This window comes from Plantibacter elymi (nom. nud.) (assembly GCF_900177795.1).
Taxonomy (GTDB): Bacteria; Actinomycetota; Actinomycetes; order Actinomycetales; family Microbacteriaceae; genus Plantibacter; species Plantibacter elymi.
The window spans coordinates 348808-364486 of the sequence record NZ_FXWJ01000003.1; the positions used below are offsets into that span (position 1 = coordinate 348808).

General features: G+C 66.2%; 15 protein-coding genes. 7 read left to right on the top strand and 8 right to left on the bottom strand.

What is annotated here, in order from left to right; all coding sequences use genetic code 11:
• The first annotated feature begins 15 nt into the window (after nt 1–15).
• Genes CCK91_RS11080 through CCK91_RS11095 form a run of 4 tightly spaced genes read left to right on the top strand, consistent with a single transcriptional unit; the run spans nt 16 to nt 3505 of the window.
• A complete protein-coding gene (locus CCK91_RS11080; protein ID WP_086474054.1) occupies nt 16–1119 on the top strand; it encodes a DegT/DnrJ/EryC1/StrS family aminotransferase in 1104 nt (367 codons plus the stop codon).
• A complete protein-coding gene (locus tag CCK91_RS11085; protein WP_086474055.1) occupies nt 1119–2087 on the top strand; it encodes a Gfo/Idh/MocA family protein in 969 nt (322 codons plus the stop codon). Before CCK91_RS11080 ends, CCK91_RS11085 begins: the two co-directional genes overlap by 1 nt.
• Complete coding sequence (locus CCK91_RS11090) at nt 2084–2539, top strand: GtrA family protein (RefSeq protein ID WP_086474056.1); 456 nt, start codon at nt 2084–2086, stop codon at nt 2537–2539. The genes CCK91_RS11085 and CCK91_RS11090 overlap by 4 nt, the downstream gene beginning before the upstream one ends.
• 3 nt (nt 2540–2542) lie before the next feature.
• The gene (locus tag CCK91_RS11095; RefSeq protein ID WP_086474057.1) at nt 2543–3505 is read left to right on the top strand and encodes a glycosyltransferase family 2 protein; all 963 of its coding nucleotides are present in this window, start codon (nt 2543–2545) and stop codon (nt 3503–3505) included.
• 85 nt (nt 3506–3590) lie between these two features.
• Here the strand turns inward: CCK91_RS11095 and CCK91_RS11100 are convergent, their stop codons facing one another.
• From CCK91_RS11100 to CCK91_RS11115, 4 genes are all read right to left on the bottom strand, one after another.
• On the bottom strand, nt 3591–5156 hold the full coding sequence (locus CCK91_RS11100) for a DUF2142 domain-containing protein (protein ID WP_165767025.1): 1566 nt from the start codon (nt 5154–5156) through the stop codon (nt 3591–3593).
• Nucleotides 5157–5252: 96 nt separating this feature from the next.
• Nucleotides 5253–7487: an LGFP repeat-containing protein gene (locus tag CCK91_RS11105; protein ID WP_086474059.1), complete on the bottom strand. Its 2235-nt coding sequence runs from the start codon at nt 7485–7487 to the stop codon at nt 5253–5255.
• Entirely contained in the window at nt 7484–7924 is a 441-nt protein-coding gene (locus CCK91_RS11110) for a hypothetical protein (RefSeq protein ID WP_086474060.1), read from the bottom strand. Before CCK91_RS11110 ends, CCK91_RS11105 begins: the two co-directional genes overlap by 4 nt.
• 150 nt (nt 7925–8074) lie before the next feature.
• Nucleotides 8075–9274, bottom strand: a complete 1200-nt coding sequence (locus CCK91_RS11115) for a hypothetical protein (protein WP_133059979.1) — start codon at nt 9272–9274, stop codon at nt 8075–8077.
• A gap of 217 nt (nt 9275–9491) precedes the next feature.
• Between CCK91_RS11115 and CCK91_RS11120 the strand changes: the two genes are divergently transcribed.
• From CCK91_RS11120 to CCK91_RS11130, 3 genes are read left to right on the top strand one after another with little or no spacing between them, the layout of a single operon-like run.
• On the top strand, nt 9492–10328 hold the full coding sequence (locus tag CCK91_RS11120; RefSeq protein WP_086474062.1) for an ABC transporter permease: 837 nt from the start codon (nt 9492–9494) through the stop codon (nt 10326–10328).
• Nucleotides 10325–11059, top strand: a complete 735-nt coding sequence (locus CCK91_RS11125) for an ABC transporter ATP-binding protein (protein ID WP_086474063.1) — start codon at nt 10325–10327, stop codon at nt 11057–11059. The genes CCK91_RS11120 and CCK91_RS11125 overlap by 4 nt, the downstream gene beginning before the upstream one ends.
• Nucleotides 11056–11979, top strand: a complete 924-nt coding sequence (locus CCK91_RS11130) for a glycosyltransferase family 2 protein (RefSeq protein WP_086474064.1) — start codon at nt 11056–11058, stop codon at nt 11977–11979. The genes CCK91_RS11125 and CCK91_RS11130 overlap by 4 nt, the downstream gene beginning before the upstream one ends.
• A gap of 27 nt (nt 11980–12006) precedes the next feature.
• On the opposite strand, the gene CCK91_RS11135 is transcribed toward CCK91_RS11130, so the two are convergent.
• The 4 genes from CCK91_RS11135 to CCK91_RS11150 are packed head-to-tail and all read right to left on the bottom strand — an operon-like array spanning nt 12007 to nt 15650.
• Nucleotides 12007–12930 carry an NAD-dependent epimerase/dehydratase family protein gene (locus tag CCK91_RS11135; protein ID WP_086474065.1) on the bottom strand — a complete coding sequence of 308 codons (924 nt, stop codon included), beginning with the start codon at nt 12928–12930 and terminating at the stop codon, nt 12007–12009.
• Nucleotides 12923–14173: a rhamnosyltransferase WsaF family glycosyltransferase gene (locus CCK91_RS11140; protein WP_086474066.1), complete on the bottom strand. Its 1251-nt coding sequence runs from the start codon at nt 14171–14173 to the stop codon at nt 12923–12925. Before CCK91_RS11140 ends, CCK91_RS11135 begins: the two co-directional genes overlap by 8 nt.
• Nucleotides 14173–15042, bottom strand: coding sequence for a glucose-1-phosphate thymidylyltransferase RfbA (rfbA, locus tag CCK91_RS11145; RefSeq protein WP_086474067.1), 870 nt, complete (start codon nt 15040–15042; stop codon nt 14173–14175). The genes CCK91_RS11140 and rfbA overlap by 1 nt, the downstream gene beginning before the upstream one ends.
• A 2-nt stretch (nt 15043–15044) precedes the next feature.
• Nucleotides 15045–15650: a dTDP-4-dehydrorhamnose 3,5-epimerase family protein gene (locus CCK91_RS11150; RefSeq protein WP_086474068.1), complete on the bottom strand. Its 606-nt coding sequence runs from the start codon at nt 15648–15650 to the stop codon at nt 15045–15047.
• Nucleotides 15651–15679 lie beyond the last annotated feature (29 nt).

Consider the following 15679-nt stretch of genomic DNA (forward strand, 5'->3'; position numbering starts at 1 on the left):
CAAGAACGAGGCAGCATGATTCCAATCACCACCGTCCGGTTCGGAGCTGAAGAGGAACGACGGGTGGTCGAGGTCATCCGGTCGGGCAGCATCGCTCAAGGACCCGTCGTGGCCGAACTCGAGGACCGCTTCGCCCGGATGCACGACGCCCGGCACGCGATCGCGGTGAACAACGGCACCACCGCCCTCATCGCAGCGCTCCAGGTCCTCGACCTCCGTCCTGGCGACGAGGTCATCACCTCGCCGTTCACGTTCGTGGCGACCATCAACGCCATCCTCCAGACCGGGGCGACCGTGCGATTCGCCGACATCCACGACACCGACTTCGGGCTCGATGCGACGTCCGTCGCCGGGCTCATCTCCGACCGCACCCGCGTGATCATGCCGGTCCACCTGTACGGCCAGATGGTCGACATGGCGCCGTTGGCCGAGCTCGCCACGGCGAACGACCTCGTGATCGTGGAGGACTCGGCACAGTCGCATGGCGCGCGGTACCGCGGACGCGCCGCCGGGAGCTTCGGACTCGGCACGTTCTCGTTCTACGCGACGAAGAACATCACGACCGCTGAGGGTGGCATGATCACGACGGACGACGACGCGCTCGCGGACCGTCTGCGCGTCCTCCGCAACCAGGGCATGCGCGCCCGCTACGAGTACGTCACCGTGGGCAACAACTTCCGGCTCACCGACCTCCATGCCGCGTTGGCGATCCCGCAACTCGACCGCTACGACGAGACCGTGCGGCTTCGCCGAGCGAACGCGGCGGCCCTCACCGCAGGTCTCGCCGACGTTCCCGGCATCAGGACCCCGGCGACCTTCGCCGACCGCGACCATGTCTGGCATCAGTACACCGTCCGCGTGACCGACGAATCAGCGACGACGCGCGACGACTTCCCGGCCGCGCTCGCCGAGCGTGGCGTCGGGAGCGGCATCTACTACCCGAAACTCATCCTCGACTACGACGCGTATCGAGGACGCCCTGATGTCGCCGAGGACTCGACCCCGACGGCGGCCACGGTCGCTGCGCAGGCGCTGTCCTTGCCCGTGCACACCGAGCTCTCGCCCGAGGATCTCGACACGATCATCGACGCCGTGCGTGACGTGGCGGCGGGTCGCTGATGGGCGCGCGGAAACGATTCGTCGTCGTCGGTGCGGGAATGATGGGCACCAATCACGCGAGGGTGGTCGCTCAATCGGAGTCTGCCGAGCTCGCGGTCCTCGTCGACCCACGCAGCGACGTCGGTACACGACTCGCCGAGCAGCATGGCGCGAGCTGGGCGCCGGAACTCCCCTCGCTCGACGGGATCGACGGCGTCATCGTCGCAGCAGCGACCGAGGCCCATCATGAACTCGCGATGCAGGTGCTCGCGGCAGGGGTCCCGCTCCTGATCGAGAAGCCCATCGCGGCCGGGATCGAGCACTCCCGAGAAGTGGTCGCGACGGCGGAGGCGAACGACATCCCACTCATGTGCGGACTCCTCGAGCGCTTCAATCCGGCGGTGCTCACCGCCCGCTCCTTCATCGAGACTCCGATCCACATCTCGGCCATCCGGCACTCTCCCTACGCCCCCCGGATCCGCACCGGGGTCGCCTGGGACCTGCTCGTGCACGATGTCGACCTCGCGATCGTGTTCGCCGGCGGGGTACCGGAGACGGTGTCCTCGACGCTCGGGCACTTCCATCCGTCTTCCCTCGCCGACGCGGAGGACGTCGCGGAGACCATCCTCGGCTTCGACACGGGTGCGATCGCCCACATCTCCGCCAGCCGGATGGGACAGAAGAAGATCCGGCAGGTGTCGGTTTCTGAGCGCGAGCGACTGATCGAGATCGATCTCCTCCGCCGCGACGTGACGGTGTACCGTCATGTCTCCGAGGACCTCGTGGCGGGCGCTCATCGCGGCTACCGGCAGCAGACGGTCATCGAGATCCCCGAGATGGTCACGAGTGTCGAACCGCTCACGGCACAGTTCGCGCACTTCTGCGGCATCATCGACGGCTCGATCGATGCCGGCAAGGAGCGACGAAGCCTCCTCCCCGCCCACGAGGTGATCGCGAAGGTCCTCGACTCCGCTCCGGCGATGGCGTGACCTCGCCGACACCCGGGCGCCGCGGACGCGTCCGCGGGCTGCTCTGGAACAGCGGTGTGCGCTATCTGCTGGTAGGTGGATCGGCGTTCCTCGTGGACCTCGGCATGTTGGCCCTGTTCTACAACGTGTTCGGCTGGACCCTGTGGATCGCGACCACGGTCGCCTTCCTGTTGAGCTTCGTCTACACCTACTCGATGCAGCGTGTCTTCGCGTTCGGGTCGAGCGCACCGCAGGGTGCAGCCCTCATCAAGTACGCTGCTCTCGTCGCGTTCAACACGATCGCCACAGCGTCCATCGTGTCACTCATCGACACCACGTTCGCCGGCTGGATCGGCGGCAAGATCGTCGCCACCGTCGCCACGACGGTGTGGAACTACTTCATCTACCGGTACTGGGTGTTCGCCCACCGGACTGAGACACCGACCGGGCCCGCCGGTCTCCAGGAGGAATAGACCGTGTTCAACGGAGCCATCATCGCGGCAGTCGTGCCGGCGTATCGCGAGGAGAAGATGATCTCGACGGTCATCGACACCATGCCGGAATTCGTCGACCACATCGTCATCGTCGACGACTGCAGCCCGGACGACACCAGCGGTGTGGTGGCTGCATCGACCGACGATCGCGTCGTGCTCATCCGGCACGAGGAGAACCAAGGCGTCGGCGGAGCGATCATCACGGGTCACCGACGCGCGATGGAGCTCGGCGCGGACGTGAACGTCATCATGGCCGGCGACGCGCAGATGGATCCGGCCTATCTCCCCGAGCTGCTCAACAAGGTCACCACTGACGGGTACGGTTTCGCTAAGGCGAACCGGTTCTTCTCCCCCGAGTCGTTCCATGGCATGCCGGGCTACCGCGTCTTCGGCAACATCGTGTTGTCGTTCATGACGAAACTCGCATCGGGGTACTGGCACCTCTTCGACCCGCAGAACGGGTACACGGCCGTGCGAACCTCGGAGTTGCGCCGCGTTCCGCTCGACAACGTGTCGCGACGATACAGCTTCGAGAACGACTTCCTGATCCATCTGAACATCCTGCAGGTGCCTGCGATCGATGTCCCCATCCCCGCCGTCTACGGCGAAGAGGTGTCGAGCATCAAGCTGAGTCGCGTCATCCCCGAGCTCCTCAGCCTCCTGACGCAGGGCTTCTGGCGGCGCATCTGGTACCGCTACGTCCTGTGGTCGTTCTCGCCGATCGCGCTGCTGCTCACCCTCGGGCTGGTGCTGTTCGTCTTCGGTCTCGCGGTGGCGATCTGGGTCTGCTTCCAGGTCGCAGCTTCGGTCGTGGCGACGGCAGCCACGGTGATGCTCGCGGCACTCCCCCTGATGCTCGGAACGCAGATGCTCATCAGCGCCTTGCAACTCGACATCCAGGCGAGCCCGCAGACTCCCACGCACGCGCCTTTCCCCGACAACTGATCAGGCACTCACCGACGATGACGATCGGCGTCGGTCGAACGACGTGGAGGCTGGTCGCCGATCAGGTGCCATCCGCGCGAACGGTTCAGGGGGTCTGCGAGGCAGGCTCATGCGAGGCGGTCACCGGCGTTTCGAGACCTGTCGCCGGCCGTTCAGCTCGCGCCGAGGCGCCAAGCCAGACGAGACTCGCTGATGCGGCCGCTGCCAGCACGAGCCACGGCCAGAACCCCAGCGGCGGAAGCCAGAGCGCGCCCCGGAGCATGTCGATCCAATCGACCGTCGCACCGGTCGCGTACCGCCGGATCGACGTCGCCACGGCACCGACGTGGGCGAGCACGACGAGTGTGCCGACGATCCAGTACACACGATGCTGAACGCGCTCGGCGATGCGGATCTCGCCGCGATCCGGGCTGACCGACAGCGCGATGACGGCGTAGACGAACAGTGCCGAGAACGCGACGAGCGTGTAGCGGCCCTGCCAGATGTATCCCGAGTTCACGACGGATGCCGCTTGGATCGCGGGGGGTCCGAGGAACACGATCGCGAGCATGAGCAGGAAGCCGACGAGGAGGCGACCACGAAGCAGCACCGCCGCGGCGACCGCGAGGACGACGGCGAGCGCACTCCAGAGGACGTAGACGAACGCCGGGTTCCAGGTGTCCAGCCATCCGAAGACCCCGACGATCCCGGCATCGAACGAACGGTCGAGCAGCATCGTCACGAACGCGCGGACCGGTCCCACCGTACCCGCTCCTGCGAAGGTGCCGAGCTGTCCGAGCGTGTTCGTAGCCAGCACCCACGCCGCGGCACCTCCGGTCGCGAGCGCTACGACGCCGATCGCGATCCAGGTCGAGGCTCGCGTGAAGACGGCGCGAAGCCGCTGCGGGGGCGTCACGACCAGGACCACGAGGATGAAGAGGAGCAGCCAGAGGGGCGAGATGCTGCGGGCGTTGACGGTCAGTGCGCCGGCGACGGCGACACCGGCCATCGACCACCCGAACCCTCGGTCGGGACTGGACCCGATCGTCACCCGGAGCAACAAGGCGAGCACGGCCATCGACCCGGCGATCTCGAGCGAGTTCGGATTGACGGAGCCGTTCAGGAAGAAGAGCATCGGCGTCGCGGCGGTGAGGAAGCCGACGGTCGTGAGCCATGGACGCCTCAACGACAGGAGGGCCGTGAAGGCGATGGCCAACAGCGCCGATGACAATGCGGCGCTCACGAGGCGCATGCCGAAGACGACCTGTTTCGACTCCGCGAGCACGAGGCTCGGCCAACCGACGAGAGCGTAGTAGGTGGGGTTGTAGAGCCCGGCCGAGGTCGTCGCCTCGGTGAGGCCGAGACCGCTACCAGCCGTCACGGAACATGATGCGGGAGCCGTCGCCTGGAAGGCGTAACATCCTGGCCACGACTGCGCTCCGGCCACACTTCGGGGAACCTGGACCGAGGTCCATGACGGCTTCTCGGTCGGTTCACCGATCGGCTGGCCGTGCACGACGGCAGCTGCCTTGATGATGTGCGACGGTTCGTCCGGGCTGCCTCCCAGCGGTGTGGAGATGGCCCAGACGGTGGACAGCAGGAACAGTCCCGCGAAACTCGTGAGGAGGACCCGCCACGTCCGGGCCTGCATCCAGGAATGAAGACGAGACACACGTACCCCCTGCATTGCGCAGACTGCCGTGTACTCTGCGACCGATCGAATTGGAACCCGCCCAGTCTAGCGGCGAGTCCCCGGGCCCGCTCGGCCCTACTTCACCGATCCACCGGTCGCGGGCGACCACTGGATGGTGCCGCCCTGGAAGGTCTGGGTGCAGGTTCCATCGCCCGTGCACGTCTGGTTCGCCGTGGGCCATCCGAGCGGCCCGGTGACGCCACCCTTGGTGTTGTAGAACGCGCGGATCTCTCCGGTGAGCACGGCGGCACCCGTCGTCGCCGTCCAGGCGATCGCGCCGTTCACGAAGGCGTTCACCCATCCAGAGGTCGACCCGCTGATGGCGACCGAGCTCCCCGTCGGCGCGCCGAGTGCACCGCTTTGGCCACCGGCCTGCGTGTACGCGGCCGCGATCTGCGGCTGCAGCACCGCGCCCGTGCCGTCCGACTGCACGACGACGACGCCGCCCTGGAAGGACTGCGTGCAGACACCCGAGACGCAGCTGGCCGCGCCTGTGGGCCAGCCGAGCGAACCGCCGATGCCACCACGAGCGTTGAAGAACGTCCGGACGACGCCCTGGATGGGGAATCCGCCGGTCGAGGCGTTCCAGGCGATCGCGCCGCCTTCGAACGCCTGCACGATGCCTCCGTTGAGCGGGATCGGACCCGTCTGCGGCCAACCGAGCGAGCCCGTCGTGCCGCCTGCGGCCGTGTAGGGCGTCATGATCGAGGTCGGGATCGAGAACCCACCCTTGGCCGCCGAGAAGATGACCGAGCCACCGGCGAAGGCCTGGGTGCAGGTGCCGTCTCCGCCGCAGCTCTGTGCGCCGGTCGGCCAGCCCAGTGGGCCTGCGATGCCCCCGGACGCGTTGAAGGCGTTACGCACGTCTCCCTGGAGGAGCTGCGCGGCACCGTTGGTCGCGATCGTGATCGCTCCCTTTTCGAACGCCTGCACGGTGCCACCGCCGTTGTCGGCGATGGCGATCGCCGAGGTCACGGGCAGCCCGAGCGTGCCGCCCATGCCACCTGCGGCCTTGTACGCGGTGAGCATGGCTCCGGAGACGCTTCGTGAGCCATAGCTCGCGGAGTTGTACACGAGCCCGCCTTGGAACTCCTGGCGACAGGTGCCGGAAGCGCAGATCTCCTCGCTCACGGGCCACCCGAAGGAGCCACCGATGCCGCCCAACTGGTTGAAGTGGGTCCGGATCGAACCGAGGATGGTGAAGCCTCCCGCAGCCGAGTACGCGACGGCACCGCCAGCGAACGCCTGCACCTTCCCGCCACCGTTCGCAGTGACCGTGTTCATGTCGCTCGCGGGCCAGCCGAGCGCGCCGGACACGCCGCCCCGGGTGTTGTAGTAGTTCCGGATGTCACCGGACAGGGCGTAGGCGCCCAGCGGGGCGGACCAGGCGATCGCGCCTCCCGCGAATCCGCGGACGATGCCGCCGCCGTTCGCCGTGATGGCGTTGTACCCGGTGACAGCGGCTCCGAGATACCCGTTGACCCCGCCCGCGTTCTGGTAGGCGTTGTCGATGGCCATGGCACCGCGGCTGGTCGTGGGGCCGAACCAGTCGGTGAAGATCCGCCAGAAGTTGCGGTTGCCGTACGCGCCGCAGCCGTCACCGGTGCCGTACAGGTTGGCGAGCGCTGAAGCGTTCGGCTGGTAGGGCGTGTAGTTGTAGAGGCCGGCGGTGGCCTGGTTCTGGATGTACACGGCGCTCGAACCGCAGTTGGCGTTCGGGTTGAACCTGATCGAGTTCACACGTCCGGCGATGTGGTTCCACCGGGTGGGGTTGGCTGCATAGTTCTTGAACTGCAATGCGGCCGCATAGACCTGGTTGAAGAAGCCGTAGTACTCCGTGTCGCAGTCCGCCGTGTCGGGGCACCCGTAGCCCATCGCGCTGCGGTACTGGCGCGCGGACGGCCAGTCGTCCGTGATCAGGCTCTGCTCCTTCTCGAGGAGTACGATGAGCGCCTTCTGGCTGATGCCGCACGCAGCGCCCACTCTGGCGATGATGTCGGCCGCACTCTCGTTCCCGCCGGTGTACGCACCGCACCGCCCGGAGACGGCGCCGCGGTTGGGGGTGATCTGGCGGTAGTCCTTCAGACACGTGTACCCGGAGCGACAGCTCGACACGCGCGAGTTCAGGAACGCCTGGACCTGGGGTGCGGACATCTGCCCACCGTCGAAGAACAGATCGTCGCTGATGATGTTCCCCGGGTTGAAGTCCCGTGCGTCGGCTGCAGCCGCTTGTTCGGGGGCGGCCCCGAGCGTGAGTCCGCTGACGAGCAGTGCGATCACTGCGGCCACGGCGATGAAGCTGCGTTTCATGGGATCTCCAACGTGGTGGGTTCCGAACTGAGCGAGGGCTGTGCGGTCGAGCTGTACTCGAGGGTCACGGTCCAGGTGCCGGGCGTGAAGAGCCCGGCGTCGAGCTGCGTCACCCCGCACGAGGTCTGGGCCCGGTCTGCGAGGCCTTCGACATCCGTGCGCTGCTCCGAGGTGCCGTTCGCAACCACCCAGGTGCACACGCCGCCGTTCTCGACCACGCCCGAGATGTAACCGGACACCGAGACGTGCGCCTGATCGCCGTCGAGTTCGGCGAACACGATGACCGCGTCCGGCCGAGCGGTCGGCTCGGGAGGCATCGGTGCGTCCGTCCCCTTGTCGACGTCGGGCGGCGTGCTGATGGCGGTCGAGACGGGGTTCGAGAACCACGAGCAGCCCGCGAGCCCCGTCATCAGGACGACCGCGGTGAGTACCGCCATCGTTCGATTCCGATGGTTCCGCATGTCGTCGTTCCTCTCGTGCCCCGGACGGGTGCCACAAGAGTATCGGGATCGCGCGGTCTCACGCGACGTGGAGACGGACATCTGACGCGCAGAGGCCTGACGTCGACGCGTCCTCGGGAGGACCCGTCAGCGTGACGCCTTCAGCGCGAGCTTGACGAGCGGCTTCGTCGTGACCCGATCGAAATCGCGCTCGACGTTCGCGAGCGCGTCGGTGAGACCGGCGACGTCGCCGCGCAGGAACTCTGCGTCGCGCTGCACACGCGACAGCTCTCGGACATAGGATCCGAACGCCTGCTGGACGAGGTCGTGGGCACGCGCACGACGTCGGTCGATCGGAGCGACGTCGCGTCGGTGGGCCTCGATGTACTCGAGCAGCGTCTCGATGCGCGCGGAGAGTTCGTATCGACGGAGCGCCAGGGTCCGGAGTTCATCGGCTCGGACACGTGCTTCGGCGAGGCCGTCCCGGATCTCCGCGGCGATCTCGGCGGCACTCTTCGAGGCGAACCCCCGACCGGAGAAGTTCTCGTACGCCGTCTGCTCCAGGTTGTCCTGATCGAGCCACCCAGGACCGCCGAACTGGTCGTACACGTACACTGGCGTCCCGACGACCATGCTGTACTGCACCGTCTTGCCGATCGTGACGACCGCGTCCGCCGATGCGATGAGATCCGGTGTGACACGCTGCGGTTCGGCGCCGAGATCGCGCTGCGAACCGACCAGCGCGACCTCGAAGTCATCACGCAACGAGTCGACCGCCTCGCGGACCTCCGGCGCCAGGTGGTTCGACACGACGAGGATGCGCCCGGTCCCGTCGCCCCGGCGCTGCGCGGCGAAGCCCGGGGACGCCGGATTCCCCATCACCTGCAACCGCTCGGCGGGGAGGTCGTCGTAGATCCCGGTGGCGACATGGACGTCGCGCGACTTCGGCGACTCGAACAGGACCGCTGTCGCCAGCTCCGTCTCGAGCGCCGCGGCCATGAAGAACTCCGCCGCCAGGATCGAGGACATGTGATGGAAGACGAAGACGATGCGCTCCGCATGCTCGAGGACGGCCATCGGCAACATGGAATGGTGCACCCACGCGAGATCGGGCAGACGATCCCGGAGGTTCTCCTCCAGTGCCGGGTCGTCGAGCTGGAGCAACGTCACCCCGGCCATGCCCTGCAGGCCGTCCGACGCCGGGTGGCCGATCGCATGCGTCACGACGAGCACCTCGGCGCCCTCGCCTGCGAAGTACTCGGCGAGTTCGAGTGTCACGATCTCGGAGCCCTGATACCTGATCAAGTGCGCCTGGGTGAGCAGGATCTTCATTCCGGAGAGTCGCATGTCTCGGCACCGTTCTTGAGGTCGGGGGCGGGGCTGCACGAATCGTCGGATCGACGTCCATTCGCGACGCCCCAGTCTATCGGACGGTGTCCGAGCGGCACCGCGACACCGGGAGTGCCCTACAGCGCCAGTGGACGCTCAGGAAGGTACAGTATGTTCGATTGGCTGGTGCGTCCGTATCGTTCTGCACTTCGGCCATCCCGACAAAAGAGGTTGAATGCAGTACTTCAAGGAGCTGGCGTCCGCCAGAGAACTCCTCGCGAATCTCACGCTTCGCGACATCCGAGGGCAATACAAGCGCACCGTCCTCGGGCGCGTCTGGTCCCTGGCGAGCCCGCTGTCAGCGATGCTCGTCTACACCTTCGTCTTCTCGTTCATCTTCAACATCAAGCCCGCTGCGGGTGACCCGAGCGGGGTGAACGTCTTCGCGATCTGGCTGCTCTGCGGCCTGCTTCCATGGACCTTCTTCTCCGCCGCGATCTCCGCCGGCATGGGTTCACTGGTCGGCAACTCCGGCCTGATCACGAAGGTGTACTTCCCGAGGGTCGTCCTCCCGATCTCCTCCGTGCTCACGGTCGGGTACAACTGGCTCTTCGAGATGGCGGTCCTGACGATCGCCTTGCTGATCGTCGGCGCGTTCGTCCTGCCGTGGCTCCCCCTCGTCGTCCTGATGATGCTGATCCTGGTCGTCTTCGCGACCGGCGTCGGTCTCGCACTCTCCGTCGCGAACGTCTATTTCCGCGACACCCAGTACCTGCTGAGCATCGTCCTGCAGATCTGGATGTACCTGACCCCGATCGTGTACCCCGAGAGCCTGGTCCGCGACCAGTCGGACAAGGTCGGCGGACTCTTCGGCACGAACATCGAAGTCATGGACATCTACTCGTTGAACCCGATGCTCCACTTCGTGCACGTGTTCCGGAACATCATGTACGACAACCGCTGGCCGGATTCGGCCGATGTGTGGGCGTGCGTCGCGTGGGCCGTCGCCGCGATCGCGGTGGGTCTGTTCGTGTTCGCGCGCAAGGAGAAGAGACTGGCGGAGATCCTATGAGCGACATCGCGGTGAGCGTCGAATCGATCAGCAAGAAGTTCCGGCTGTATCACGAGCGCAATCAGAGCATCAAGTCAGCGATCATGCGGCGTCGCGTCTCCGTCCACGAAGACTTCTGGGCACTGAACGACATCAGCTTCGAGGTCCCCCGCGGGTCCACCTTCGGACTCATCGGGAGCAACGGTTCCGGCAAGTCGACGCTCCTGAAGTGTCTCGCGAAGATCCTGTACCCCGAGCACGGGACGATCACCGCGAACGGCAAGGTCGCCGCACTGCTCGAGGTCGGTTCGGGGTTCCACCCGGAGCTGTCCGGACGCGAGAACATCTACCTGAACGGGTCGATCCTCGGCATGAGCCGCAAGGAGATCGACAGCAAGTTCGACGCCATCGTGGAGTTCTCCGGTGTCGAGCAGTTCATCGATCAGCCCGTGAAGAACTACTCGTCGGGCATGTACGTCCGCTTGGGGTTCTCCGTCGCGATCAACGTCAACCCGGACATCCTCGTCGTAGACGAGGTCCTGGCCGTCGGTGACGCCGAGTTCCAGGCGAAGTGCTTCCAGAAGTTCCAGGACTTCAAGGCGGCTGGGAAGACGGTGATCCTCGTCAGCCACTCGATGGCCACCGTCAAGTCGATGTGTGACCACGCTGCTTGGATCAACAAGGGCAACCTGCAGGCCGTCGGGCCCGCAGCATCGACGATCGCGGCTTACGAGTCGTCCTACCCGTCGTGAACCTCGGCCGTCGCATCCGCGGTCGCCTCGGTCGTGAGCGCGTGGCGTTGCAGACGAAGGCGAAGGCGACGATCGCGGCTGGTGCGACACAGCTCGAGTACACCCGCCGGGTCCGGTGGCGGAATCGACCGACCACCTATCGTGTCGTCCGCGGGCTCTCGCAGGTGAGTGCTCCGCGCATCGTCGGGATGATCCGTCTGCGTGACGAGGCGCTGCTGCTCAACGACACGCTCGACCATCTCGCGGGCATCGTGGACACGATCATCGTGTTCGACGATGCGAGCACCGACCGCAGTGTCGAGATCGCCCTCGCCCACCCCGCCGTCCACGAAGTGATCCGCAATCGATCCTGGCGTTCCGACAACCGCATCTGGGAGGAGACCGCCAATCGGCGGCTGCTCATGCAGCGCGCACGCCGCCTCTCCCCCGAGTGGGTCTTCTACTCGGATGCGGACGAGCGCTTCGAAGGGGACATCAGGACGTTCCTGCTCGACGAATGCCCGGCAGACGTCACGTCCGTCCGTGTCTCCTTGTTCGACGCGTATCTCACGGAATCCGATGCGCGCGCGTTCACTCCGACCGACCGGCTGTGGAACTTCCGTTCCCGCTTCGGACCCGAGCGTCGGAACATCCTGATGGCCTGGCGGCTGCTCCCCGGAGTGGACTACCGACTTCCGGATTCTCGAGAGCCACAAGGCATCACTGGCACCACGGTGGTGCGGTTCTCCTGTCAGCATTACGGCAAAGCGCTCTCCGTCGAGCAGTGGGACGAGACCTGTCGGTACTACATGGCGCACTTCCCCGCCCTGTATCGCGACAAGTGGGCCGCCAGGCTCGGCAAGGCGATCCATACGGAGTCGGACTTCGGTCGGCCGCTGTACAGCTGGTCGGACGTGCGTGATCACGCCGTCGACATCTAGCTGCCCCCGCCTCACCGACACACGATGTCACGGCGCGGCGAGCACGTCCTCATACGTGCGGCGGATGCCGTCACCCAGCGTGGTGAGTTCGATCGGACCGAACTCCTGCGCCCAGCGGTTCGTGTCGAGGATCACCTTGTCGATGAAGGTGGGCGGCGTCGCTCGCTCCTCGATGTCGAAGTCGACACCCGTCACCAGGCGCAGTTCGTCCAGGATGTCCGTGACGGACAACCCGAATCCGCTGCCCAGGTTGTAGAGGTCGAACTCGGTCTCCCGCCCCACGAACGCGACGATCATACGAACGAGGTCTTCGACGAAGATGTAGTCGCGCACCATCGAGCCGTCACCGAACCGGACCACCGGCCGGCCCTCTGCGATGTTGCGCAGTGCGATGGGGATGAGACCTTGCCGTCGACCTGGATGCTGCCGTGTGCCGTACGGATTGGAGATGCGCAGGGCCGTCGATGCGAGTCCGTGACGCGTCCGGAAGTAGTGGAGGTAGTGTTCGATCGCGAGCTTCCCGATGCCGTACGGCGAGATCGGCATCGCGCGGTCGCCCTCGGCGTAGCGGTCCCGCCCCTGCGGGCCGTAGATGGCACCCCCTGTCGAGGCGAAGTAGAAGCGCTTGACCCCGGCACTCGAGGCCGACTCGAGCAGTTCGACCGACTGGGCGATGTTCGTCCGGATGTCGAGTGTGGGGTCGCTCTCGGCGGTCGCCGGCGACGTCGTCGACAACAGATGGAGCACGTAGTCCTGCCCGGAGACGGCCTCGTCGAGGTCGGCCCGGCTCAGGAACTCGCCGCGGATCAGCCTGATGCCGTCCGTTCGGAACGTGGGAGCCGCCCCACTGAAGCGGTCGAACGCGGAGACCTCGTGCCCTGCGCGCTGCAGGGCCTCGACCAGATGGGACCCGATGAATCCGTTCGCCCCGATGACCAGCGTCTTAGCCACGCATTGCCCGTTCGAACGCGTCGACGAACTGCGTGCCGGAGTCGGCCCAGTCGACGTCCTCGACGGATGCGGACATGGCGATGGACCGCTCGATCGCGTCCGGTCGGTCCAGGACCTCGACGAGCGTCTTCGCGATGAGCCGCGGCGAGGGCTGGACGTACTCGATGTTCGCATTGTCGGACACCATGCGGTTGTTCGGCCCGTCGTTGACGACCGGCGTGACGCCGGCCGACATGAGCTCGAGCGGCAGCAACGACATGTTCGTCAGGGACAGGACGAGACCGGCACCGCAACGGTTGTACACCGCGTTGAGCTGGTCGATCTCCATGCTCGCGAGGTTGTTGTGCTTGAACGGGATGATGAACTCGGAGACGTCCCAGCCGGCGAGGTTGATCGTCACGTCGGGACGCATCCGTGCGAACTCGGTGAGCGCGAGGATGCCCAGCTCGAACGCGCGTCGGGGCGTCACGGGGCGTGCGTAGAAGAAGATCTCGTTCCGCTTGCCGCGGTTGGTGACGCTGTAGTGGGCCTTGTCGACCGCGAAGTCGAAGGAGTCGCACGGCATGCCGTAGTCGGTGCTCAGCTTGTGTTTCAGCCAGCCGCCGGCGGTGATGCCGTGGAAGCCGAACTTGTAGGTGTTCTCAGCGAGGAGAGCCTGCGAGCCCAGCGGGTAGAACAGCGGCTCGAAGTCCTGGACGAAATAGAAGCGTCGAGCGGAGGAGGCGTCGCGGTACACCGGGTACGCGGTCTCCCAGCCGGTGGCGAAGAGCGCCTGCGTGTCGGCGCGCACGCCGGCGTCGCGGTCGTACTCGACGATCTCGGCACGGAGGTTCGGGTACGCGCTCGACTCCCTGAGCATGGCCTTCGTCGCGGCAAGGGTCGGAGCCGCCCCGACGTTGTCGTACAGGTAGATCGTGCACTCGTGCCCGGCCTGCTCGGCGAAGTTGATGAACCGGAACAGGTTCTGGTGTCCGCCACTCTCCTTGCCGGGAGGGGACATGATCCACGCGATCTTCACCGGCCCTTCGGCGACCGTGACCGGGTGTTCGAAGCGTTCGGCGCGCTCGGTCCAGTCGACGTCCGAGACGTCGAGCGAGTCGACCAGCATGCCGCCCGCCGGTTCGCGCGTCAGCAGCTTCAGCGCGGCCCGCTGAGCGATGTAGCCGAAGAGGTTGCGGATGCCCTCGTCCTTCGCGAGCTTTCGCGCGCGTCCGGCCTTCTGGCGCAGGCGGTTCACAGCCATCAGCGACCCACCTCGACCAGCGTCTGCAGGTATCTGCCGTAGCCGCTCTTCACGAGCGGGGCAGCGAGCGCAGCGAGTTGCGCGTCGTCGATCCACCCGGCGCGCCAAGCGATCTCCTCGATGCAGCCCACCTTGAAGCCCTGGCGGTCCTCGATGACGCGCACGTACTCGGACGCCTGCATCATCGACTCGAAGGTGCCGGTGTCGAGCCACGCGGTACCGCGGTCGAGCACCTGCACCTGCAGGTCGCCCTGTTCGAGGTAGCGTTCGTTGACGGTCGAGATCTCGAGCTCACCGCGAGCGGAGGGTTCGATGGTCTTGGCGATCTCGACGATCGAGTTGTCGTAGAAGTACAGGCCGGGGACGGCGTAGTTGCTCTTCGGCTTCTCGGGCTTCTCCTCGATGGAGAGCGCCTTGAAGGCGTCGTCGAACTCGACGACGCCGTACGCCTTCGGATCGGCGACCTGGTAGGCGAAGATGAGCGCACCGTCGATGTCGTTGTGGCTGCGGAGGGCGGAACCGAGGCCGGTGCCGTGGAAGATGTTGTCGCCGAGGACGAGGGCGACGCTCTCGTCGCCGATGAACTCCTCACCGATGATGAAGGCCTGTGCCAGGCCGTCGGGCGAGGGCTGCACCGCGTACTCGAGCCGGATGCCGAGGTCGTCACCATTGCCGAGGAGTGCACGGAACTGCTCGTTGTACTCAGGGGTGGTGATGATGAGGATCTCCTTGATCCCCGCCATCATGAGCGTCGACAGGGGGTAGTAGATCATCGGCTTGTCGTAGATCGGCATGAGCTGCTTGGAGATGCCCTTGGTGATCGGCCAGAGCCGCGTGCCGGATCCACCGGCGAGAATGATGCCGCGCATCGTCAGTTCCCCTTCAAGGTCGCGTAGAACGCCCGGGCGTCGTCCCAGGTCGGCAGGAGGCCGGCGGCGGCCGCCTCGTCGAGGCCGGGGGCCTCGGTGTCCTTCGGTGAGAGCAGCGGGGTGCCTGCCTCCGGCGGGATGACGAGACCGACCCGCTCGTCGAGCGGGTTGATGCCGTGCTCGCGGTCGGGGCGGTAGACGTCGGTCACGAGGTAGCTGACGGTGGCGTCGTCGGTGAGCGCCACGAAGCAGTGGCCGAGGCCCTCGGAGATGAAGATGGCCTTGCGGTCGGTGTCGTCGAGCAACACCGAATCCCACTGGCCGAACGTCGGCGAGCCCACACGGATGTCGATGACGTAGTCGAGGACGGCACCGCGGGTGGCCGTGACGTACTTCGCCTGGCCGATCGGGATGTCCGCGAAGTGGATGCCACGCACCGAGCCACGCTTCGAGACCGAGGTGTTGGACTGGGCCAGCTTGATGGACCGACCGGTGGCCTCTTCGAGCTTGTCGAAGCGGTACCACTCGAGGAAGACCCCTCGGTCGTCACCGAACTGCTTCGGGGTGATCTCATAGCTGTCAGGGATGTTCAGTTCGCGGATCTGCACCCGGGGAGTCTACCAAGAGGAGCCTGAGC

Excerpts from the sequence above, each read along its gene's own strand:
- CCK91_RS11080 (WP_086474054.1), top strand. The coding sequence starts at position 16 with ATGATTCCAATCACCACCGTCCGGTTCGGAGCTGAAGAGGAACGACGG.
- CCK91_RS11085 (WP_086474055.1), top strand. The coding sequence starts at position 1,119 with ATGGGCGCGCGGAAACGATTCGTCGTCGTCGGTGCGGGAATGATGGGC.
- CCK91_RS11105 (WP_086474059.1), bottom strand. The coding sequence starts at position 7,487 with ATGAAACGCAGCTTCATCGCCGTGGCCGCAGTGATCGCACTGCTCGTC.
- CCK91_RS11110 (WP_086474060.1), bottom strand. The coding sequence starts at position 7,924 with ATGGCGGTACTCACCGCGGTCGTCCTGATGACGGGGCTCGCGGGCTGC.
- CCK91_RS11115 (WP_133059979.1), bottom strand. The coding sequence starts at position 9,274 with ATGCGACTCTCCGGAATGAAGATCCTGCTCACCCAGGCGCACTTGATC.
- CCK91_RS11120 (WP_086474062.1), top strand. The coding sequence starts at position 9,492 with ATGCAGTACTTCAAGGAGCTGGCGTCCGCCAGAGAACTCCTCGCGAAT.
- CCK91_RS11125 (WP_086474063.1), top strand. The coding sequence starts at position 10,325 with ATGAGCGACATCGCGGTGAGCGTCGAATCGATCAGCAAGAAGTTCCGG.
- CCK91_RS11140 (WP_086474066.1), bottom strand. The coding sequence starts at position 14,173 with ATGGCTGTGAACCGCCTGCGCCAGAAGGCCGGACGCGCGCGAAAGCTC.
- rfbA (WP_086474067.1), bottom strand. The coding sequence starts at position 15,042 with ATGCGCGGCATCATTCTCGCCGGTGGATCCGGCACGCGGCTCTGGCCG.